Here is a 22837-nt window from a genome sequence, read left to right as displayed (position 1 = left end):
GGCCGGCGCCCCCCCCCCCCCCCCCCCCCCCCCCCCCCCCCCCCAAAGGGGATTAGAGATTGGCTCACGAATGAGCGACCCACTCAACAACAGCTATTACGCCGCGACCGCGCAAAAGTGGCAATCGGGCGAGTTCGCGGGGGATTTATCGTTCGACGTCGCCGTCATCGGCGGCGGCTTCACGGGCCTTTCCGCCGCTCTCGCCTGCGCCGAGCGCGGCTTTTCGGTGATCCTCATCGAGCGCGAACATATCGGCTTCGGCGCGTCGGGGCGCAACGGCGGGCAGCTGATCCCCGGCCTGCGCTGGTCGGCGTCCGAGCTTGAGGCAGAATTCGGCCGCGATCGCGCTGATGCCTTGTTCGACCTGTGCTGGCGCGGCAACCGGGTGGCGGCGCGGATTGCCAAGCACAGCATCGATTGCGACCTGAAATCCGGGCATCTCGAAGCAGCGTGGACGCCGAAGGATTTCGGCGCGATGCGGCGCGAGGCGGACTATCTCGCTAAGCGCTTCGGCTACGAGAGTGACGTCGTCGCGAAAGCGGATATGCCCAACCATATCGCCAGCCCGCTTTATCACGGTGGCATCTACGACCCGCATGGCGGCCATTTCCATCCGCTTAATTATGCGATCGGCCTCGCCCAAGCCGCCGAAGCCGCGGGTGTTTGTATCTGGGAGGATCAGCGCGCTTATGAGGTAACAGACACGGCTGATGGCCTTGGTGTGATAACCGACTGCGCTCATATTACCGCCCGCTATGTGATCGATGCCAGTGACAGCTGGATCGGACAGATCGAGCCCGACCTCGGCCGCTACACCGTGCCGATCATGAACTATAACATCGCGACCGTGCCGCTGGCGGGCGCTGACGAGCTACTCCCCAGCGACGCCGCAGTCGCCGACAGCCGGTTCGTGCTCAACTATTTCCGCCTCTCTGCCGACAAGCGCCTGATCTTCGGCGGCGGCGAACGCTATTCGCAGACCCCGCCGCGCGACATCGCAGCGTTCGTGCGGCCCTTCATGGCGCAGGTCTTCCCGCAGATTGCCGATGCCAGGATCGATTATGGCTGGGGCGGCGCGGTGGCGGTAACGATGAACAGGCTGCCCCATATCGGGCGGCGCGGAAATGTCTTTTTCGCCCACGGTTTCTCAGGCCACGGCGCGCTGGTGACGACGCTGGCGGGCGAACTGATTGCCGAAGCGATGGCGGGAACCGCCGAGCGATTCGATGTGCTCGCCAATCTGCCCAGCCGCCCCTTCCCCGGCGGCAAATGGCTGCGCCAGCCGCTCGCGACCTTGGGACTGCTTTATTATGCGTTGAAGGACAGGCTCGGATGATCTCAGGCCGCGCCATCGCCCGCGTCGCGACCCGCGAAGCCGAATGCTTCCACGCCGCCAACCCGCGCGCCTTTGCCCATCACGCCGCGGCGACCGGCTGGTTCCAGTCGGTGCCGTTCCACTGGATGAAGGACTGGCCGAGTCCGGTGCCGATCGTCGCCATGTCGGCCAAGGACGCAACGCTGACAAGCATCGACGGCCAGACCTATGACGATTTCTGCCTCGGGGACACGGCGAGCCTGTTCGGCCATTCACCGCCGCCGCTCGCCAGGGCGCTGGCGAAGCAGGCGAGCGAAGGGCTGAGCTACATGCTCCCAACCGAGCGCGGCGCCGCATTATCCGCGCGATTGGCGGCGATGTTCGGCCTGCCATTATGGCAGGTCACGACGACCGCCAGCGAAGCCAATCGTGGGGTCATCCGCTGGTGCCGCGGGATCAGCGGGCGCGCCAAAATCCTGACTTTCAACGGTGCCTATCATGGCGCGGTCAACGACGCCTTCGTCGACCTGAAGAACGGCCAGCCCGTCATGCGCGCCAGCCTGGTCGGCCAGGTCCATGATCTGCGCGACACGACCACCGTGATCGAGTTCAACGACCAAGGCGCCCTCGCCGACGCGCTGCGCGGCGGTGACATCGCCTGCGTCCTTGCCGAGCCGGTGATGACCAACGTCGGCATGGTCCGCGACAGCCCGGGATTTCTCCAGACGCTCCGGACTCTCTGCGACGAGACCGGCACCCTGCTGGTGTTCGACGAAACGCACACCATCTCGTCGGGCTATGGCGGCCATGGCATCACCCATGGCCCAAAGCCTGACCTCATGGTTGTCGGCAAATCGATCGGCGGCGGCGTGCCGTGCGCGGTCTATGGCTTTAGCACCGAAGTCGCCGCGCGGATGGCGGCACTCAACCAGTCGCGACCAGCGGGTCACAGCGGCATCGGCACGACCTTGTCAGCCAATGCGCTCGCGATCACAGCGATGGATGCGATGCTGTCCGAGGTCATCACCCGCCCCGCCTACGATCACATGCTACGCGGCGCCGCACGTTTGGTAGCCGGGCTCGAAGCCGAAATCGCGAACGCCAATCTCGACTGGCACGTCGCCCAGGTCGGCGCGCGGATCGAGTTCCTCACCTGCCCCGCCCCGCCGCGCAATGGCAGCGAAGCGAAGGCGGCGATGTACCCCGAGCTCGAAGCCGCGATCCATCTCTTCCTAGCCAACCGCGGGATTTTGCTGGCGCCGTTCCACAATATGATGTTGGTGAGCCCGGTTACCGGCGACGACCAGATCGACCGGTTGGTGGACGGCTTCGCCGACTGCACCAAAGCGCTGAAGGAGTAGAGGGGCGATGGCCAAATCATCGGGCGTGATCGCGCCGCGTTCGGAGGCCGAGGCCTTTTTCAAGGCCAATCCAGACATCGATTCGATCGAGATGATCTACACCGACATGGGCGGCGTCCCGCGCGGCAAGCGACTGCGCCAGCATGAGGTGATGGCAGTGTATGAAAGCGGGCGGATGTTCCCCGGCTCGATCACCGTCGTCGACATAACGGGGCAGGACACCGTCGAAACAGGGCTCGTCTGGGAAGATGGCGACGCCGACCGGTCGATGAAGCCGATCCCCGGCACCCTCGTCCGTACGCCGTGGGGCGGCGACCATGCTGCGCAGTTCCTCGTCGATTTCTATGAGCTCGACGGCACCCCGCACGACCTCGATCCCCGCCATGTGCTCGGCGGGGTCATCGACCGCTTTATCGCCGACGGCCTGACCCCGGTGCTCGCGGTCGAGCTGGAATTCTACCTCGTCGACCCGCGCCGCGCCCGTGACGGCACGGTGCGCCCCGCCCGCCCCGGCTACAGCCGCGACACGCCGCGCAATGTCGAGGTCTATGGTCTGCGCGAGCTCGACGATTTCCGGCCCTTCTTCGACGCGCTTTATGCCGCGACCGACGCGCAGGACATTCCGCTCGAAAGCGCGATTTCCGAATTTGCTCCGGGCCAGTTCGAACTGACGCTACGCCACAAGCCCGACGCGCTGCGCGCCTGCGACGATGCGATCATGTACAAACGGCTGGTCAAAGCCGTAGCGCAGCAGCAAGGCCTTGAGGCCACTTTCATGGCCAAGCCGTTCGCCGAACAGGCGGGCAGCGGGATGCACATCCATGTGTCAGTCAACGACGGTTCGGGCACCAACATCTTCGCCAGCGACGACCCCGAAGGCACTCCGGCGCTGCGTCACGCGATCGGCGGCATGATCGCCACCGTCGGCGACGCCTTCGCGCTCTTTGCCCCGCACGCCAACAGCTATCGCCGCTTCAAGGCGAACAGCTACGCCCCGGTCGCGCCGACCTGGGGCGTCAACAACCGCACCGTGTCGTTCCGCATTCCCGCCGGACCGCCACCGAGCCGCCACGTCGAGCATCGCGCGTGCGGCGCAGACGCCAATCCTTATCTGGCGGTCGCGGCTGTCTTGGCAGGCATGCACCACGGCATGACCATCAAGACCGACCCCGGCGCCGCCGTCGTCGGCAACGGCTATGATCGCGACAACAGCGGCGACGACAAACCGCCGTCGAACTGGTTTGCCGCGGTCGATCGCTTCCACGGCTCCACGCTGATGCGCGACTATCTGGGCGAGCGCTTTGTTGACATGTTCAGCATCGTCAAACGCGTCGAACAGGACCGATATTTCGGCGTCGTACCCACGCTCGATTACGATTGGTACCTCCGCAACGCATGAATCTTTCAAAAATTCGTGTTGCGGTGCAAAATAACCTCTTTCCAAGCGGACTTTATTGAGTCAGCTTGACGTCACAGACAGGGAGGCCGTCATGGATCTGAACGAACTGATCAAGCAAACCCGCGGGCGTCGCTCGCTCTTGCAAGCGATGGGGGTCGCGGCAATCGGGATCAGCTTTGGCGGTCTTGCCGCGTGCAGCAAGGGCGAAGGCAAAAAGCTCGCCAATGGCGAAGAGGGCAAGCTCAACTTCTACAACTGGGACACCTATATCGGCGAAACGACACTCGGCGATTTCAAGGAAGCCAGCGGCGTCGAAGTGAAGATGGACCTGTTCGACAGCAACGACGTGCTGTTTGCCAAGTTCAAGGCCGGCAACCCCGGTTACGACGTGATCGTCCCCTCGAACGACTTCGTCGAACGCATGGCGCAGGCGGGGATGCTCCAGACGCTCGACCATGCCCAGATTCCGAATATGAAGAATGTCGATCCGACCTTCATCGACGTCGATTATGACATGGGCCGTAAAGTATCGATGCCTTACACTTGGCTCGCTCTCGGTATCGGCTATCGCAAGTCGAAGGTGAAGGCCAAGCCCGACAGCTGGAAAGTGCTGTTCGACAGCCCCGAATATGCCGGTCGCATGGCCTGGCTGTCCGAAGCGGGCGACATGTTCCGCCTTTACGGCAAATATCTGGGCAAATCGGTCAACGCGCTGACGCCCGCCGACATCGCGACGATCGAGGCGATGATGATCAAGCAAAAGCCTAATGTGAAGAATTTCCATGTCGACGACGGCCAGGATCTGCTGCTCAAGGGCGATATCGACCTGGTGCTCGAATATAATGGCGACATCGCGCAGGCGATGCTGGAGGATGACGACATCGATTTCATCGTACCGAGCGAAGGCAGCCAGCTCAATTCGGACAATCTTTGCATCCCGAAGGGCGCACCGCATCCCAAGAACGCCCATGCCTTCATCAACTATATCCTCGATGCCGAGGTCGGCAAAAGCATCACCGAAACGATCCTCTACCCGACCCCCAATGCCGCAGCCAAAGCGCTGATGCCCGATACCTACAAGAACAATCCGGTCATTTATCCGCCCGCCGATGTGCTGGCGAAATGCGAGTATGCGAAGTTCAACCCGACCTTGCAGCCGTTGTTCGAAGAAGCCTTTACGCGAGTGCGCGCGGCTTAATCGGGTGCCTTTGCTTCGTCATTGCACGCGCAGCGACGGACGATTTATCGCGTCTAAGACGCTCTGACTGGGAGGCAATCGGGGGGTGGCCGAACAGGACTGGAAAACGAGCAAAAGGACTTTCGCAGCGGTATCGCTGCCGACCTTGTTCTGGGTGGTCGTCTTCTTCCTCCTGCCGATGGCCATCGTCTGGCTCTACAGCTTCGGGGAGAATCGCGGCCTGACCGAGATCGAATTCTCGGGCACGCTCGACAATTACAAGCGCGCGACCGAGTGGCTGTACCTCACCATTTTCGGCAAGAGCTTCGCGGTCGCGGCGCTCGTCACGCTGATCTGCCTCATCATCGGTTTTCCGGTCGCGATGGCAATCACCTTTGCCAGCGAAAAATGGCGACCGTGGCTGCTGCTCGGTATCATGCTTCCCTTCTGGACCAACCTCCTCATCCGCACCTATGCGCTGATGATGCTGCTCGGCACGCAGGGTTTTGCCAACAAGGGAATGGGCGCGCTGTGGGAAGGGACGAGCTGGATCAAGACGCTCGTCGGCCTGCAACCGCTGCCGACATGGGAGCCGGTGCAGCTACTGTTCAACAATTTCGCGGTCGTTTTCGGGCTCGTCTATGTCCATCTGCCCTTCATGGTGCTGCCGCTCTACGCCGCACTCGACCGGCTCGACCGTAGCCTGATCGAGGCGAGCCTCGACCTTGGCGCCGGGCATTTTCGCACCATCATGCGGATCGTCGTGCCGCTGGCGGCGCCCGGTATCATCGCGGGGGTGATGATCACGCTGATCCCCGCGCTCGGCGCTTACCTCACCCCCGATCTGATGGGCGGCACCGACAGCCAGATGATCGCCAACGTCATCGAACGCCAGTTCAAGAAAGCGAATGACTGGCCCTTTGGCGCGGCCCTCTCCTTCCTTCTCATTTATGCGATGTTTGTGCTGATCGCGATCCAGTCGATGCGCAAAAAAGTGCCCGAGGTCCGCTGATGGCCCTCTTCACCCGCACCCCGGTCGCTCCGCTCGAATATAGCCGCACCTTGTGGATGCGCCTCTGGGTCGGGGCGGTGATGGTCTTCCTCTACGCACCCCTCGTCGTGCTGATGATCTTCAGTTTCAATGACAGCAAGCGCAACGTCGTGTGGCGCGGCTTCACCACCAAATATTATGAAAAGGCGCTGGGCAACGACCAGCTGGTCGAGGCGCTGATCAACTCGCTGACCATCGCGGCGCTGGCGACGCTCGCCAGCCTGGTGCTCGGTACGCTCGCGGCGGTGCTGCTGTGGCGCTTTCGCTTCCCGTGGAAGGGTGCAATCGACGGCACGATCTCGCTGCCGATCATCGTTCCCGAAATCTGCCTCGGCGTCGCGTTCCTGATGTTTTTTGCTGCGGTCGGCTGGCCGACCGATCTCGTCTGGCCCTTCAACCTCGGCGCGATCACCATCGCGCACATCACCTTCTGCTTCCCCTTCGTCACCATGGTCGTCCGCTCCCGCCTCGCGAGCTTTAACCGCGAACAAGAAGAAGCCGCCAAGGATCTGGGCGCCAGCGAAGGCCAGGTCTTCCGCGACGTGCTGATCCCGCATATCAAGCCTGCGCTGGTCGCGGGCGCTTTGCTTGCCTTCACGCTCAGCCTCGACGATTTCGTCATCACCTATTTCACCAGCGGCCCCGACACGATCACCTTCCCGGTGAAAGTTTATTCGATGGTCCGCTTCTCGGTGACCCCCGAAGTCAACGCCGCGTCGACCTTGCTCATCATCCTCACCGTCATCCTGACCTTCATCGCGCTCAAGGCCCAAGGCGTGAAAGCGATTGCGGAGACGCATTGATGGAACGCTTTTTTCCCGATCGCTCTCCGTCGCCGTTCGCACCCAGCGAAGTCGAGATGCCTTTCGGTGGCACACACTCTCACGGTCTCTCGACCTCGCTCGACACGAACGGAATTAGGATCTTTTCATGACCGAAACCGCCAAGCCGATCATCCAGATCCAGAATGTCTCGAAACGCTTTGGCAAGGTGACGGCGGTCGACAATGTCAGCCTCGACATCAACGCCGGCGAATTTTTCGTTCTGCTTGGCCCGTCGGGCTGTGGCAAGACCACCTTGCTGCGGATGATCGCGGGCTTCGAGCTGCCGACCGAGGGCAGGATCCTGATCGACGGGCAGGATATGGCGGGCATCCCGCCGAACAAGCGGCCGGTCAACATGGTGTTCCAAAGCTATGCGGTGTTCCCGCACATGAGCGTCACCGACAATGTCGCTTACGGTCTGAAGATCGCCGGGGTGAAGGGCAGCGAGATCAAGGATCGCGTTGCTGAAGCACTCGATCTGGTCAAACTCGGCGGATTTGGCGAGCGCATGCCCGACCAGATGTCGGGCGGACAAAGGCAACGCGTCGCCCTTGCACGCAGTCTGGTGATGCGGCCGAAAGTGCTCCTTCTCGACGAGCCACTGTCGGCGCTCGATGCGAAGCTTCGCGCGCAGATGCAGTTCGAGCTGTCCGAGCTGCAGGAAAAGGTCGGCATTACCTTCGTCACCGTCACCCACGATCAGGACGAGGCACTGTCGATGGCGTGCCGCATCGGGGTGATCAACAAGGGCGAAGTCGCGCAGCTCGCGACGCCGTCGGACCTCTATGAATATCCTTCCAACCGCTTCGTCGCCGATTTTGTCGGTTCGGTGAATATCTTCGAAGGCAAGCTGACCCTCGACGAGCCCGACAAGGCGGCGGTCGACTGCCCGGGAATCGGCAAGATTTACCTGAACCATGGCGTCACCGGCCCACATGGCGCCGATGTGTGGATCGCGCTGCGCCCCGAGAAAATCTACCTTCACGTCCCCGGCGAAGGCAAGGCAGTCAGAGCGGCGGCGCAGGACGCCCCCGATGGTTACAATTTCGCGCGCGGCAAGATCAAAGGCATGAGCTACCTCGGCGATATCACTTTGTTCGAGATCGAGCTGGAATCGGGCGCGCGCATCCGCGTCTCACGTCCCAACCTGTCGCGCCACGATCAGGAGGATTTCACCTGGGACGACAAGGTCAGCATGCACTGGCGCGCGGATAGTCCGGTCGTGTTGCTGGGGTAATCCCCTTTATTCGTCATTGCGGGCGAAGCGAAGCAATCCAGAGCGGTTACCGCCTACCCTCGATTGCCGCGTCGCTTCGCTCCTCGCAATGACGAGGATGATTAGTGTGCCGCCTTTTTTCCAGGTACCAGATGCAGCACCGCCACAATCAGCCCGCCGAGCACCAGCCCGAACACCCCGGCCCCGCCCGCATTGATCAGCCATTCCCACAAGCCCGCCGCAGGCAGATTGCCCGCCACCGAATGAGCAAAATCGTGCAGGCCATGCCCCAGGTTGCCGATATGATATTCGTCGAGGGCGTGCAGGATGATCTGTCCCCCGACCCACAGCATTGCCGCGGTCCCGACGAGCGCCAGCGCGCCAAGCAGCTTGGGCATGAACGCCACCAGCCCGCGCCCGATCGCGCGGCGGACACTGTTGCCCGCTTTCGCCATGTGCAGTCCGATGTCGTCCATTTTCACGATCAGCCCGACCGCGCCATAGACCCCGATGGTGATGGCAATCGCCACCACCACCAGTGTCGCGGCGCGCATCGCAAAGGCTTCGTCGATCACTTCGTTGAGCGCGATCACCATGATTTCGCCCGACAGGATGAAATCTGTACGGATCGCGCCCTTCACCATCGTTTCTTCATGGTCCTTGTCGGCCACGATCTCAGCGGCCTCGGCAAGCGGCATCTTGTCTTTGTGCAGCGAGTGCCAGATCTTCTCAGCGCCCTCGAAACACAGATATGCCCCGCCGACCATCAGCAGCGGGGTGATCGCCCATTGCGCGACTGCGGAGAGCAGCAGCAGGGCCGGCAGGATCAGCACCAGCTTGTTGAAGAACGACCCCTTGGCGATCCGCCAGATGATCGGAAGCTCGCGGTTCGGCTGAAACCCGGTGACATAGCGCGGCGTCACGGCGGCATCATCGACCACCACCCCCGCGGCCTTGACCCCGGCCTTAGAAGCGGCAGCGCCAATATCGTCGATGCTCGCGGCGGCCACTTTCGCAATCGTGGCGACGTCGTCGAGCAAGGCAAAAAGGCCGGAGGGCATGGGAGAGCATCTTTCGTTAAAGGGCGCGGAGTTTCGGCATGACCTCATCCAGGGATTTGCGGATGATGGCAACCATCTCGTCGATCTGCTCGGTCGAAATGACCAGCGGCGGGCACATCACCAGGCTGTCGCGAATGCCGCGTACCATCAGCCCATTGGCGATGCACGCATCGCGTGCCATGGGCCCCGCGGTTCCTTCGGCCCCGCCAAAGCGAGCGCGCGTTTCCTTGTCGGCGACGATCTCGACCGCACCGAGCAACCCGATCGAGCGCGCTTCGCCGACCAGCGGGTGATCGTTCAGCGTCGCCAGCGCCTTCGCCAGATACGGCCCCGTCACGCTACCGGTGCGCTCGACCAGCCCCTCGCGCTCGATGATCTCGATATTCTTGAGCGCCACCGCCGCGGCCACCGGATGTCCCGAATAGGTAAAGCCATGAACGAAATCGCCGCCGGTCTTGAGCACATCGACGACATGCGCCGCCACCGCGGTCGCCGAAATCGGTAGATAGCCCGAGGACAGCCCCTTCGCCATCGGCATCAGGTCGGGGGTGAAACCCATCGTCTCATGCCCCCACATCTTGCCGGTGCGCCCGAAACCGCAGATCACTTCGTCGGCGACGATCAGCAGACCATATTTGCGCGCCACTGCCTCGACCTTTGGCCAATATCCTTTCGGCGGAATGATCACCCCGCCCGCGCCCTGCACCGGCTCGCCGATGAAGGCGGCGCAATTTTCGGGGCCGACCTCGATGATCTTGTCCTCAATCGCCTGGACGCAGACGTCGCAGAATTCCTCCTCGGTCATCCCCTGCCCTTCGTTATAGGCATAGGGTTGGCGGACGTGCTCGACGCCGGGGATGGGCAAGTCGCCCTGCGCATGCATCGCCTTCATCCCGCCCAGCGAGACACCTGCGACGGTCGAACCATGATAGGCGTTCCAGCGGCTGATAAAGACGGTGCGCTTGGGCTCGCCCTTCAGCTTCCAATAATGCCGCACCATCCGGAACACCGTGTCATTGGCTTCACTGCCCGACGCGTTGAAAAAGACATGCGGCAGACGGTTGCCGGTCAGCTCGGCGATCTTGGCCGCCAGCATGACCGTCGGCGGCGTCGCGGTCTTGAAGAAGGTGTTGTAAAATGGCAGCTCGCGCATCTGCGCCGCCGCGGCCTCGACCAGCTCCTCGCGGCCATAGCCGACATTGACGCACCACAGCCCCGCCATCCCGTCGAGGATGCGGTGGCCGTCGCCGTCGTGGATGTAACAGCCCTCGGCATGGGTAATGATGCGGCTGCCGCCAAGCTTTTCGATTTCGGCCCAGTCGGCCTGCGCGGGAAGGTGGTGCGCGACGTCGAGGCGGCGCAGTTCGGCGATGTCGTGATTGCGGGGCATATTATTCTTCCTGACTCCCCTCCCTTTCAGGGAGGGGTTGGGGGTGGGTGGAACATCTAAGGGAAGAGCGCTCCCCTGCGGCGAGCCATCCACCCTTGGCCCCTCCCGTGCAGGGAGGGGAATTCCAGTCAGGGCGAGAAACTGATCCGCGCGAGATAGCGGTCATAGCGGGTGACACGGCGGTTCATAATTCGCCTCTTAGCGCACGGCCCAGCAGGCGGAAATAGGTCTGGCTGTCATCGCTTTCGTCGGTCGCCCATTCGGGATGCCATTGCACCGCGAGCAGCGGCGCGCCGTTCGGTCGCGCGCTATACGCCTCGATCAAACCGTCGGGCGCGCGCGCCGCGACCGCCAACCCGTCGGCGAGCGCGCCGATGCCCTGGAAATGCACCGAATTCACCTGAAGCATCGGCGCATCATAAGCCGCCGCCAGCAGCCCGCCCGCTACCAGCTCGACCGGGTGGCGATGATCGAACATCGTATCAAAATCGGCCTCATTGGGCGCGTGGTGCAGCAGCAATTGTGCACTCGCCGACGTATCGCGGCGCAGCGTCCCGCCAAGCGCGACATTGATTTCCTGAAACCCGCGGCAAATGCCGAACAGCGGCCGCTGCGCCGCGATCACCGCCTCGACAAGTTCGATCATCATGCGGTCCCGATCGGGGTCGAACGGCCCCTCACCCACCGCAGCATCACCATAGCGCGCGGGTTCAACATTCGACGGGGTTCCGGTCAGCAGCACTCCGTCAAGCCGTCCAATGACCTCCTCTGCGCGCATAAAATCGGGCAGAGAAGGAATGATCAGCGCCGCGCAATCGGCATATTGCATCGCCGCCATCGCATAGCGATTCATCACCGCCTGCGCGGTCTCGACCCCGACGGTGCGGTTGCAGGCGATAATGCCAAGGACGGGGCGCTCAGACATGCCCCTTAGCTGCCGATTTTCATCGGACAGTGCCAGTGTTAATTTAGGCCTTCTGACGCGCGAACGCCGCTGCCGCGCCGAACAGACCGGGCTGGGGATGGGTGATCAGCTTCACCGGCAACGCCGCCATAAAACCCTCGAACCGACCCTTTTCGATGAAACGTTCGGGAAAACCCGAGCGCACGAGGCTGTCTCGGATCCGAAGGCCAAGGCCGCCCGCGATGACGACGCCGCTCGCGCCTTGCGCCAGCGCGAGGTCGCCCGCGACACTGCCCAGCGACAGGCAGAAGCGATCGACCGCCGCCGCAGCGAGGCTGTCCTGCCCGCCGAGCGCATTGGTCCAGATCGCCTTGTCGTCGAGCGGCGTAACCGCGCGCCCTTCAAGCATCGCCAGCGTCTCGTAAATATCGACGATACCCGGCCCTGAAACGATGCGCTCGACCGATACGCGCCGGTGCCGCTTGCGCAGCCGGGCCAGGATAGCATCCTCGATACTGTCGAGCGGGGCAAAGTCGATATGGCCACCTTCAGTCGCTTGCACGCGATAATCAGCCCCGTCGCGCCAGATATGCGCCACACCCAGCCCGGTTCCGGGGCCGATGACGCTGATCGTCCCGATCGTCGGCAAGGCCTGATCGGGTCCGGTCAGCCGCTCGAAATAACTCTCGTCGGCTTGCGCGACCGCGTGACCGACTGCCTCAAAATCATTGACCAGCACATGGGCGTCGACGTTCAGCTTTTCGCCGATCAGCGCCGGACGGATGATCCACGGATTGTTGGTGAAGCGGATGATCTCGCCGCGCGTTGGCCCTGCGATCGCGATTGCGACCGCCCGCGGCAACGCCCCGCCCTGCTGTCGGCCAAAATCTTCCCACGCCGTCTGGAAACTCGCATGGTCCTTGGTATGCAGCGTCGTCGCGTCGCCGAGCGACAGCACCCGCCCGTCCGCAATCTCAGCCATCGCGAACCGCGCATGGGTGCCGCCGATATCAACCGTGACGATGCGTTCGCTCATATCTCTCCCTCGCCGATCGTTTGCGGCTTACTCGACGGCGGGAATGTCGCATGGTCAGCGGTGATGCAACAGGGCATAGCTATGCGCGGTTGCTCATCCGACGACGACGGACTATTTGCGAACTATTCTCAATAAATGGAAAGTGCGGCGATGTCCGATATTTCTACGGCCCCCACCCACGACTGGAACGGCGACAGTGGCGATCGCTGGGCGGCAAATCTGGACCGGCTGGACCTGATGCTTCAGGATTTCGGAGATGCGGCAATCGCCGCCGCGGCGGCGCAACCCGGCGAACGGGTACTCGACATCGGCTGCGGATCGGGAACATCCACCTTCATTCTGGCCGAACAGGTTGGCGCAACCGGCCATGTTCTGGGCGTCGACATATCCCAGCAGCTGGTCGAACTGGCGCGCGCCGCCACACCCGCAGCGGCGCCCATCGATTTTTGCCTCGCCGATGCCGCGACCGCGCCGCTTCCGTCCGGCAGCTTTGATCTCCTCTTCTCCCGGTTCGGCGTCATGTTCTTTGACGATCCCGTGGCCGCTTTTGCACATATGCGCGGCGCGCTGAAACCTGGCGGACGCATCGCTTTCGTGTGCTGGCGCGGCGCGGCAGAGAATGATTGGGTCCGTTTGCCGATGACGGCGATCCGCGACTTTGTTCCGATAGCTCCCACCGACCCCGATACGCCCGGTCCGTTTGCCTTTGGCAATCCCGACCGGCTATCCGATATTCTGACGGTGGCGGGCTTCGCCGACATTAAAATCACGCCCTTCGATACCCGCCTCGCCTACGGTCGCAGTGATACGCGTGCGGCGGCAATCGACGATGCGCTCGATATGGCATTTCAGGTCGGCCCCTTGTCGCGCGCGCTGGCCGATCAAGCCGACGACGTTCGCGCCCGTGCAGCAGATGCGGTGCGCGCCGCCTTTGCTGCGCTGCCCGGCGAGACGTCGGTGTTGATCGACGGCGCCGCATGGATCGTGACCGCACGCAATCGCGCCGCATAAGCGGCAATTTATCCAGCTATGGCGAGTCCATGGCTGCGGCGCCCTTGGCATCGAACAGCGGCTCGCCATTCTTGATCAGCGGGTCGCAAACGCCGGCCTTGATCTGCAGGGGATAGAATTTGCGCCGCAGCAGATTCCCATAGTCCTGTACTTCCCCATTGCTGGCTGCGAAGACCAACCCGCCATTCGGGCAGCGAAGCTTCCGTTTCTTGAACTCGGCAATCACCGCATCGCCGAGCGAGAGGGTACGATAGCCAGCCTTCGACTGAGGATCTGGTCGAGCTTGAGCGCAATTCGGTTGAAGCCATCGAATTGTTTCTCGACGGCGAGGATATCGAGAAGTTTCCGGCCAGCGATATGACCGCGGTCCGCGCGGAGCTGGACACTGATGATCGGGATGCCATGCTGATTGCGATCCCCTTCGTGCGGTCGGGCGGGCGGACGGTGCGCGTAAACTTCACGGTCGACGCCGCCACGCTGGCTGCGATCGATGCTGCGGCGAAGCGGCGCAACCTGTCGCGCAGCGCGTATCTGGTCAGCGGCGCGCATAACGAGATGACCGGGGCGCCTTAATGCGCGCGCTGGCGCCTCCGCTCAATCGCCCACAAGCCTGATCTCGGCCACGAGCTTAAGAGGTGCCTCCGTCGTGGGGGCCGAGCACTTCGAAGACGACCATTGTCGCTTCCTCCGATTGCTCGATTCGACTTGCTACAATAATCGTGTCACGCTGCCTTCCGCAGCAACCGGGGAGGGTCTTGCTATGGCTTCAAATCGGACACCCGAAGATATTGGCAGCATTATTGGCATTTTCGTTGGTATGTTTGTCGCTGGCGTTATTGCGATTGCCTTTGCATCAGAAGCGGGGACGATCGTGCGCTACTTAATCATGTCTGCCGGGCTCATCGTCGGTTGGTTGGTGGGTCGCCAGGTAGGTCGTTCGAGGATGCGCTGACCGAACGGCAAGGGTTAGAGCTGTCCCACCGCGGGAAATGCGCTCTTTTGCGCGAATTGACGATAGAGCCATTCTGGATATAATTGCTGCAACTTTGGCGACTCCTGCGACCCGGAGAAGCTGAGGGGGGTGCATGTGATATGCCGGAAAGGCCGCGTTCCACTGGCGCGGCCTTTTTGCTGCACGGCAACATTTAGACTCGTCAGCTTCCTACGAAGCTAGACGCCCTTGCACCAACGTCCCTTGGCAGATATCTGCCATATGTCGATGGTCCTGAGCCTATCATAGCTGATTGCTTGATATTGCTGGTGACCCCTACGGGAATCGAACCGATGTTTCAGCGGTGAGAGGGCCGCGTCCTGTCCGCTAGACGAAGGGGCCGGCGTAGAGCCTGCTGGTAGGCATTTGTCAGAAACTCCGTTCTTTGTTTAGACAGCATGGCAAGCGGTAGTGTCTCAGTTTGAACGATCCGAAATGGCGAGCGAGAGCGTTCGCAATCGAATATTGGATGCTCACGATGGTGGTGGCAGGAATCATTATCGGTGGCATCAAAATCCCATCCGAGTGAGCGCCAGATGCCTGACCCGGCCCGGGCTACCATTGCGAGGGTCGGGCCTCTAACGGACAGCTGAATAGTCAGCCGCCAGATGGAGTTGTCGTGGCGGCAGGCGCCAAGGGCGCAATGCTTGTCGGCGCTGCGGAAACGGGCACAGTCATCGGAGCGGACGGAGCGGGAACCTGCAAAGGCGCAGGGCCGACATTCGCGAATGACAATTCAACATCCTCATCGATGAAAGCGCCGACATTGCCACCCTTCGGCAGAACTGCGCTGATACCTGTCACGGTGATTGCTAGCTCAGCGCCGGACGGCGGAGCAAATTTACCAAGCTATTGAAAGAAATGGTGCACCCGGAGCGATTCGAACGCCCGACCCTCAGATTCGTAGTCTGATGCTCTATCCAGCTGAGCTACGGGTGCGTGGAGAGGCGCCTTTAAGGGGCGTCGCGTGGGGGCGCAACCCCCTATTTCAGCTTTGTGACCGTGGCACAGGATGATTGGCGGCGCATCGCATCAAGGCCGCCGATTTCCTTGGGGTCTTTCAAAAGCAGGCGGATCAGCGCGATGCCGCGATCATGGTTCGTGCGAACCACTTCGACGCCCGCGGGGACCGCCTGCCCTTCGCGCGCCAGGATGATTCGGAACGGCTTGCCCGCCGCCTCGACATCGTTGCGGACAAAGATCACGTCGGTCGCGGCATCGAAGACGCTGAGCGAGCTGTAGCGGCCCGGAACAGGCATCACGTCGATCGCCAGCGGCCCCGCCGACAGATCATAAGGGCAGCTGGAATATGCAAGATCGGGGCTGGGCCGCACCACCGGCTGGCGATCGGGATTGGCTAGATTGCCATGCGACATGGTGTTGACGCCGCTTTGCCCCAGCCGGTCCGATGCGATTTTCATCAGCCCATAGGGAATCGCGCCAATCGCCGCCCAGGTGGCTGCGGCAGCGACAAGGAGACCGAAGAGGAGCGGGCCGAGCCAGTTACGCATGTCAGCAGCCCTCCTTCACGATTTGCGGCAGCACCGCCTTCGCTGGGTCGGCCCGGAATGCGGTTCCCGGATTGTACATGCGGAGCGTCAGGTGGAACGGCTGGTCCCTGGTGCCCGGCAGCCATGCGCCATCGGCGGGCTTTGTGGGCGCGATCGTTACGCCCCATTCGCCCTTGGCGTCCAGCGCAACATTGGCGCCGTTGACCGACCAGATATCCGCCGGATTGGCAACCAGATAGCCTTTGGCATCATAGATGGTGACGCTCCACCAGCGCGCATCGAGCGGTTTGCCCGAAAGGCGGTAGCGGCACTTGCCATCGAGCGGCGCGCCAGCGGCATCGGTCGTTGCCGACCAATAGACAGTTTCCTTCGCGGGCAGTGCGAGCAGGCCGGCGCGGGCGACCAGCGCGCGGGTGACGGGATCTGTCGCCTTGGTGCCAAAGCCCAGCGAGGTCGTCCATGGCCCGTTGGCAATCGCGCCATTGCTGAGCCCTCCGTTGGTGAACGCCCAAGCGGCACCGAGGCCGACGGTCAGGCCGCCGACAAGGGCGATCGCATAGCGGTGCCAGCTCTTCATGACGTGCTCCCCCTGTCGCCACCTTCGCGGGGGCGACGACTATTTCGCCTTCAACGCCGCCTGTGCTGCCGCCAGCCGTGCAATCGGCACACGGTACGGCGAGGCGCTGACATAGTCGAGGCCGGTTTTTTCGCAGAAATGGATGCTCGGTGCGTCGCCGCCGTGCTCGCCGCAGATGCCAAGCTTCACGTCGGGACGCGTCTTGCGCCCGCGCTCCGCCGCCAGTTCGATCAGCTGCCCGACGCCCTCGACATCCAGGCTGACGAACGGGTCGGTCAGGAAGATGCCCTTATCGACATATTGGGTCAGGAAGCGTCCCGCATCGTCGCGGCTGATGCCGATCGTCGTCTGGGTCAAATCATTGGTACCAAAGCTGAAAAATTCCGCCGTCTCGGCAATCTCGCCCGCCATCAGCGCGGCGCGCGGCAGTTCGATCATCGTGCCGACCAGATAGGCGATCTCGCGGCCCTTTTCGGCAAACACCGCCTTCGCCTGCGCGTCGACGACCGCCTTCATCAAGTCGAACTCGCGGCGCGTTGCCACGAGCGGGATCATCACCTCCGGGATCGGCGCGGCGCCGGTGGCAGCGGCCACGTCGCATGCCGCCTCGAAAATCGCGCGCGCCTGCATCTCATAGATTTCGGGGTAGGTGACGCCGAGGCGGCAACCGCGATGGCCCAACATCGGGTTGAATTCATGCAGTTCGTTGGCACGCGCCTTGAGCGCCTCGATTCCCACACCCGCCGCCGCGGCGACGTCGGCGAAATCCTCTTCGCGCGTCGGCAGGAATTCGTGGAGCGGCGGATCGAGCAGGCGGATGGTCACTGGCAGCCCCGCCATGACCTCGAAAATCCCTGCGAAATCCGCCCGCTGTTCGGGCAGCAATTTGGCGAGCGCTACGCGGCGACCCGCCTCATTTTCGGCCAAAATCATCTCGCGCACCGCGGTGATACGCGCGGCGTCGAAGAACATATGCTCGGTGCGGCAAAGCCCGATGCCTTCGGCGCCGAAGTCCCGTGCGACCTGCGCGTCCTGAGGTGTTTCGGCGTTGGCGCGCACCTTCATGCGGCGGACCTTGTCGGCCCACACCATCAGCGTACCGAAATCACCGACCAGTTCGGGCAGCAGGGTCTTGACCTCGCCCGCCATCACTTCGCCGGTCGATCCGTCGAGGGTGATGATATCGCCCTCGCGCAGTTCTCGCCCGGCGACGCGCAGCACGCGCGCATTGCCGTCGATCGACAGCCCGCCCGCGCCCGACACGCACGGACGCCCCATACCGCGTGCGACGACCGCGGCGTGGCTGGTCATCCCGCCGCGCGCGGTGAGGATGCCCTTGGCAGCGTGCATGCCGTGGATGTCTTCGGGCGACGTCTCGACGCGCACCAGAATGACCGCCTCGCCCATCTCCGCGGCTTTTTCGGCCGCATCGGCGGTGAACATGATCTTGCCCGACGCGGCGCCGGGGCTGGCGGGCAGCCCCTTTGTCAGCACATCGCGCGGCGCGTCGGGATCGAGCGTCGGGTGGAGCAGCTGATCGAGCGCGCCCGGGTCGACGCGGCCAACGGCTTCCTCCTCGGTGATCAGCCCCTCGGCCGCCATATCGACCGCGATCTTCAGCGCTGCCTTGGCGGTGCGCTTGCCTGACCGCGTCTGGAGCATCCACAAAGTGCCGCGCTCGACGGTGAATTCGATGTCCTGCATGTCGCGGTAATGGGTTTCGAGCGTATCGAAGACGCGGCCCAGCTCGCCAAACGTATCCGGCATTGCCTCTTCCATCGAAAGCGGCTTGGCGCCCGCCCGCTCGCGCGCTGCGGTGGTCAGATATTGCGGGGTGCGGATGCCCGCGACGACGTCCTCGCCCTGTGCGTTGATCAGCCATTCGCCGTACCAGGCGCGCTCGCCGGTCGCGGGGTCGCGGGTGAAGGCGACGCCCGTCGCCGAGGTGTCGCCCATATTGCCGAACACCATCGCCTGCACATTCACCGCAGTGCCCCATTCGGCGGGGATCGAGTTCAGGCGGCGATAGACTTTAGCGCGGTCGCTTTCCCAGCTGGCGAATACGGCGCCAACCGCGCCCCATAGCTGATCGTTCGGTTCCTGCGGGAATGGCGCGCCGGTCTCGCGTTCGACGATCGCCTGATATTCCTTGACCAGCGCCTGCCAGTCTTCAGCCGACATCTCGGTGTCGAGGTAGAAACCCCTGTCTTCCTTCGCGATTTCCAGCGCTTCCTCGAACTCGGCATGATCGAGCCCCATGACGACGTCTGCGTACATCTGGACGAAACGGCGATAGCTGTCCCACGCGAAACGCGGGTCGCCCGACGCTTCGGAAAGGCCGACGACGGTTTTGTCGTTGAGCCCCAGGTTAAGAACCGTGTCCATCATTCCCGGCATCGACACCCGCGCGCCCGAGCGCACCGACACGAGCAGCGGGTCGGCAGGGTTGCCAAATTTTTTGCCGGTGATGCCTTCGATATGGGTAATTCCGCTGGTCACCTGTTCGATCAGCCCCGCGGGGAATTGTTCGCCATTGGCATAATAAGCGGTGCAGACGTCGGTGGTGATCGTAAAGCCCGGGGGCACCGGCAGGCCGATCGAGGCCATTTCGGCGAGGTTCGATCCCTTGCCGCCCAGCAATTCCTTCGAGCGCTCGGCCGTCGTGGCCGCGCCGCCGAACAAATGCACCATCTTCGTCATCATATGCTCCTGCTGCCCCGGGGAGGAGGTTGCGGCTGGATAGGGTGGGGAATGTCTATCGTCGATTCAGATTTACTTCGTTCGTTATAAGAAGCGGCGCATAGCGATGCGTCAGCCCTCGATCTTCGAGAAATCGGCAACGCCATGCACCGCGCCGGTAAATCGGGCGAGCAGGCCGAGCCGATAGGCGCGCACCGCTTCGTCGGGGTCATTGACCATCACGCCGTCGAAAAACGCATCGATCGGCGCGCGGAGCGAGGCGAGCGCCGCCATGGCGTCGGTGAAGCGTTCGCCGGCGACGGCGGTGGAAGCGGCGGGTTCGGCGCGGTCGAGGGCGGTAAGGAGCGTCTTGTCCATATCCGTCGCCCCAGCGAAAGCCGGGGCCGCTATCGTCGGCTCACCATCGCCAGCGATCCCAGCTTTCGCTGGGAAGACGATATCTTTGCCCGCCTGCTTCAAAATATTCGCGGCGCGCTTATACCCTGCCAGCAAATTCGCCCCGTCATCACTCGCCATAAACGCCTGCAAGGCCTTCACCCGCGCGAGCAACCGAACCAGATCATCCTCACCGCCGAGCCCAAACACCGCGTCGATCAGGTCATGACGAACACCGGCGTCGCGTTGCTGGACCTTGAGACGGTCAATCAGAAATTCGAGCAGCTGGGAAGCGGCAGTTTTGGGATTTAGCGCATCCGTCTCCAGCCTGGGCTCAATGCCCTGAAGGCGTATGAGAAGATCATATTTCTCGTCATTCGACTCTGCGCCAAAGACATCCGCAACTTTGCCAAACCGTTCAAAATATGCGCGAGCAATTGCTTGCTGGTAGCAGGCCAAAGACAGACGAAATAGGAGCGGCCTGAGATGCACGCGAATGCCACCGTGCTCGATCAATTGAAGAATTGAAATGGCAGCCCGCCTCAAAGCAAACGGATCTTTGGACCCCGTCGGTTTCAGGCCGTAGCCAAAAAAGCCAACCACCGTATCCAGCTTATCCGCCAACGCCACAGCCACCGTCACCGGCGCAGTCGGGACGTCATCGCCCTGCCCGACCGGCTTGTAGTGATCGCGGATCGCATCGGCGACCGCATCGGGCAAGCCCTCGGCGCGGGCGTAGTAACCGCCCATCAGGCCTTGCAGTTCGGGGAATTCGCCGACCATTTCGGTGACGAGGTCGGCTTTCGCCAGTTCCGCCGCCTGCCGCGCGAAGGCGGGGTTGCAGTTCGGGACGATGCCTCCGCTTGCCAGCCATTCGGCCAGGTTTGCGACGCGCTCGACCTTGTCGGCGACGGTGCCGAGCTTTTCGTGGAAGGTGATGCGATCCAGCTTCTTTGCGAGGTCTTCCAGCTTGGTCTTGCGATCCTGCTCCCAAAAGAAACGTGCATCCGAAAGCCGCGCCGCGAGCACCTTGCGGTTACCCGCAACGATCTCCGCGCCGCCATCCTGCGCCGCAATGTTCGCTGTGCAGACAAAGCCGTTCGCCAGCTTGCCCGCCGCGTCATTCACGACAAAATATTTCTGGTTCACGCGCGCCGTCAACTGGATAACCTCGGGGGGCACTTCCAGAAACGCTTCGTCGAAACGGCCGAGCAACGGCACCGGCCATTCGGTCAGGCCGGCGTTTTCGATCACCAGCCCCTCGTCCGCGACCAGCGTCAGCCCCGCGTCGGCGGCAGCCTTGGCGGCGCCATCGCGGATGATTGCCTGCCGTTCCTCATGATCGACGATGACATGGCACGCCCGCAGCTTTTCGACATAGTCCAACGCCGAGCCGATCGTGATTTCGCCCGGGCAGTGGAAACGGTGGCCGCGCGTCGCAAAACCTGCGGCAATCCCGCCGATCTCGCACGGCACCAGCTCTTCGCCGAAGATAGCAACGATGCCCGACAGCGGGCGAACCCAGCGCAGGCTTTCGCTGCTCGCGCTGTCCTTGCCCCAGCGCATCGACTTGGGCCAGGCAAAGGCGCGAATGATCGTGGGGATCGCCTCTGCCAGCACCTCGACGGTCGCGCGGCCGGGCTTGTCGATGACAGCGAAATAGACGCCGTCGCGGTCTTCGAGTTGCTCCGGCGTCAGCCCGGTCTTGCGCAGGAAACCTTCGAGTGCCTGCAGCGGCGCGCTACTGCGCGGGCCTTTGAGTTCTTCGCTGACCGCGGCGGTTGCGTCCGGCAGATCGCGCGCAATCAGCGCGAGGCGCCGCGGCGTCGACCAGATGCTGAGATCGCCGACCTCGATGCCCGCGGCAGACATCTGGGCGCGGAACAGCTTATCGAGTTCGGCGCGCGCACCGGCCTGCATGCGAGCCGGAATTTCCTCGCTGCGCAGTTCAAGGAGGAAGTCGGTCACAGCGTCCACCCCGGATATTTCGCGGTCCATGCGTCCGACTGGCTGTCGATCCATGCCTTGCAGCTGCCCTTGGCAAGGTCGCGCACGCGCGCCATGTAGTTGGTGCGTTCCTGGACGCTGATCACGCCGCGCGCTTGCAGGAGGTTGAACAAATGGCTCGCCTCGATCGCCTGATCATAGGCGGCGAGCGGGACGTTCGCTTCGATCGCGCGCTGGCATTCGGCCTCGGCCGCCTTGAACCCCGCAAACAGGCCGTCGGTGTCGGCAACCTCGAAATTCCATTTCGAGAACTGCTTTTCATTCTCGAGGAACACGTCGCCATAGCTCAACCCCGGCACGTCGCCGACGGGGTCGGAAAAGCGCAGGTCGTACACATTGTCGACATTCTGGATATACATGGCGAGGCGTTCGAGCCCATAGGTGAGCTCCCCCGCGACGGGTTTGCAGTCGAAGCCGCCCATTTGCTGGAAATAGGTGAACTGGGTGACTTCCATGCCGTCGCACCAGACTTCCCAGCCCAGCCCCCACGCGCCAAGCGTCGGGCTTTCCCAGTCGTCCTCGACAAAGCGGATGTCGTGGAGCAGCGGGTCGATACCGATCGCGGCGAGACTGCCCAGATATTGTTCCTGCAAGTCAGCGGGCGATGGCTTCAGGATCACCTGATACTGGTAATAATGCTGGAGTCGGTTCGGGTTCTCGCCATAGCGGCCGTCGGTCGGGCGGCGGCTCGGCTGGACATAAGCGACGTTCCACGGCTCGGGGCCGAGGCTGCGCAGCGTGGTTGCGGGGTGAAATGTCCCGGCACCGACGCGCATGTCATAGGGTTGCAGGATCGCACAACCGCGCGCCGCCCAATAGGCGTGCAGCGTCAGGATCATGTCCTGAAAGCTTAAGGATTTCGTCTCCGCCGCGTCGGCCACTGTCCGCTCTTTCGCAGGTGCAACAAGTGTCGCTGCCCTTGGCGCAGGGC

At 62.8% G+C, this 22837-nt stretch carries 20 protein-coding genes and 1 tRNA gene; 10 read left to right on the top strand and 11 right to left on the bottom strand.

Annotated features, from left to right (window positions below):
- Positions 1-70 precede the first annotated feature (70 nt).
- From K0M74_RS19465 to K0M74_RS19435, 7 genes are all read left to right on the top strand, one after another.
- A complete protein-coding gene (locus K0M74_RS19465; protein WP_293976166.1) occupies positions 71-1336 on the top strand; it encodes an FAD-binding oxidoreductase in 1266 nt (421 codons plus the stop codon).
- Positions 1333-2676: an aspartate aminotransferase family protein gene (locus tag K0M74_RS19460; protein ID WP_293976164.1), complete on the top strand. Its 1344-nt coding sequence runs from the start codon at positions 1333-1335 to the stop codon at positions 2674-2676. Before K0M74_RS19465 ends, K0M74_RS19460 begins: the two co-directional genes overlap by 4 nt.
- A 7-nt stretch (positions 2677-2683) precedes the next feature.
- On the top strand, positions 2684-4075 hold the full coding sequence (locus K0M74_RS19455; RefSeq protein ID WP_293976162.1) for a glutamine synthetase family protein: 1392 nt from the start codon (positions 2684-2686) through the stop codon (positions 4073-4075).
- A 91-nt stretch (positions 4076-4166) separates the two neighbouring features.
- Positions 4167-5273 carry a spermidine/putrescine ABC transporter substrate-binding protein gene (locus tag K0M74_RS19450; protein ID WP_293976160.1) on the top strand — a complete coding sequence of 369 codons (1107 nt, stop codon included), beginning with the start codon at positions 4167-4169 and terminating at the stop codon, positions 5271-5273.
- 85 nt (positions 5274-5358) lie between these two features.
- Positions 5359-6264, top strand: a complete 906-nt coding sequence (locus K0M74_RS19445; RefSeq protein ID WP_293976158.1) for an ABC transporter permease — start codon at positions 5359-5361, stop codon at positions 6262-6264.
- Positions 6264-7106, top strand: coding sequence for an ABC transporter permease (locus K0M74_RS19440; RefSeq protein WP_293976156.1), 843 nt, complete (start codon positions 6264-6266; stop codon positions 7104-7106). The genes K0M74_RS19445 and K0M74_RS19440 overlap by 1 nt, the downstream gene beginning before the upstream one ends.
- A gap of 127 nt (positions 7107-7233) precedes the next feature.
- A complete protein-coding gene (locus tag K0M74_RS19435; protein ID WP_293976154.1) occupies positions 7234-8364 on the top strand; it encodes an ABC transporter ATP-binding protein in 1131 nt (376 codons plus the stop codon).
- Between the two features lie 101 nt (positions 8365-8465).
- On the opposite strand, the gene K0M74_RS19430 is transcribed toward K0M74_RS19435, so the two are convergent.
- From K0M74_RS19430 to K0M74_RS19415, 4 genes are all read right to left on the bottom strand, one after another.
- Entirely contained in the window at positions 8466-9404 is a 939-nt protein-coding gene (locus K0M74_RS19430; protein ID WP_293976152.1) for a DUF808 domain-containing protein, read from the bottom strand.
- A gap of 16 nt (positions 9405-9420) precedes the next feature.
- Positions 9421-10794: an aspartate aminotransferase family protein gene (locus K0M74_RS19425; protein ID WP_293976150.1), complete on the bottom strand. Its 1374-nt coding sequence runs from the start codon at positions 10792-10794 to the stop codon at positions 9421-9423.
- Between the two features lie 184 nt (positions 10795-10978).
- A complete protein-coding gene (locus K0M74_RS19420; RefSeq protein ID WP_293976148.1) occupies positions 10979-11719 on the bottom strand; it encodes a gamma-glutamyl-gamma-aminobutyrate hydrolase family protein in 741 nt (246 codons plus the stop codon).
- 43 nt (positions 11720-11762) lie between these two features.
- A complete protein-coding gene (locus tag K0M74_RS19415; protein WP_293976146.1) occupies positions 11763-12734 on the bottom strand; it encodes a glucokinase in 972 nt (323 codons plus the stop codon).
- A 150-nt stretch (positions 12735-12884) separates the two neighbouring features.
- On the opposite strand from K0M74_RS19415, the gene K0M74_RS19410 reads away from it, so the two are divergent.
- A complete protein-coding gene (locus K0M74_RS19410) occupies positions 12885-13745 on the top strand; it encodes a class I SAM-dependent methyltransferase (protein WP_293976144.1) in 861 nt (286 codons plus the stop codon).
- 16 nt (positions 13746-13761) lie between these two features.
- Here the strand turns inward: K0M74_RS19410 and K0M74_RS19405 are convergent, their stop codons facing one another.
- On the bottom strand, positions 13762-13971 hold the full coding sequence (locus tag K0M74_RS19405) for a hypothetical protein (RefSeq protein WP_293976142.1): 210 nt from the start codon (positions 13969-13971) through the stop codon (positions 13762-13764).
- Between the two features lie 47 nt (positions 13972-14018).
- On the opposite strand from K0M74_RS19405, the gene K0M74_RS19400 reads away from it, so the two are divergent.
- The gene (locus K0M74_RS19400; protein WP_293976178.1) at positions 14019-14318 is read left to right on the top strand and encodes a type II toxin-antitoxin system HicB family antitoxin; all 300 of its coding nucleotides are present in this window, start codon (positions 14019-14021) and stop codon (positions 14316-14318) included.
- 118 nt (positions 14319-14436) lie between these two features.
- Positions 14437-14697 carry a hypothetical protein gene (locus tag K0M74_RS19395; protein ID WP_293976140.1) on the top strand — a complete coding sequence of 87 codons (261 nt, stop codon included), beginning with the start codon at positions 14437-14439 and terminating at the stop codon, positions 14695-14697.
- Positions 14698-15598: 901 nt separating this feature from the next.
- Here the strand turns inward: K0M74_RS19395 and K0M74_RS19390 are convergent.
- The 6 genes from K0M74_RS19390 to K0M74_RS19365 form a co-directional block, all read right to left on the bottom strand.
- Positions 15599-15675 (bottom strand) — tRNA-Arg (locus K0M74_RS19390).
- 44 nt (positions 15676-15719) lie between these two features.
- The gene (locus tag K0M74_RS19385; protein ID WP_293976138.1) at positions 15720-16247 is read right to left on the bottom strand and encodes a DUF1254 domain-containing protein; all 528 of its coding nucleotides are present in this window, start codon (positions 16245-16247) and stop codon (positions 15720-15722) included.
- Position 16248: 1 nt separating this feature from the next.
- Complete coding sequence (locus K0M74_RS19380) at positions 16249-16824, bottom strand: DUF1214 domain-containing protein (RefSeq protein ID WP_293976136.1); 576 nt, start codon at positions 16822-16824, stop codon at positions 16249-16251.
- A gap of 39 nt (positions 16825-16863) precedes the next feature.
- A complete protein-coding gene (gene ppdK, locus K0M74_RS19375) occupies positions 16864-19524 on the bottom strand; it encodes a pyruvate, phosphate dikinase (RefSeq protein WP_293976134.1) in 2661 nt (886 codons plus the stop codon).
- A 111-nt stretch (positions 19525-19635) separates the two neighbouring features.
- Entirely contained in the window at positions 19636-21867 is a 2232-nt protein-coding gene (glyS, locus tag K0M74_RS19370) for a glycine--tRNA ligase subunit beta (RefSeq protein ID WP_293976176.1), read from the bottom strand.
- Positions 21864-22745, bottom strand: coding sequence for a glycine--tRNA ligase subunit alpha (locus tag K0M74_RS19365; RefSeq protein ID WP_293976174.1), 882 nt, complete (start codon positions 22743-22745; stop codon positions 21864-21866). Before K0M74_RS19365 ends, glyS begins: the two co-directional genes overlap by 4 nt.
- Positions 22746-22837 lie beyond the last annotated feature (92 nt).

The sequence above is a fragment of the Sphingopyxis sp. genome, from assembly GCF_019459305.1.
Classification (GTDB): Bacteria; Pseudomonadota; Alphaproteobacteria; order Sphingomonadales; family Sphingomonadaceae; genus Sphingopyxis.
Note: the sequence above shows the minus strand (reverse complement) of the source record. Positions and strands in the feature narration are given on the sequence as shown.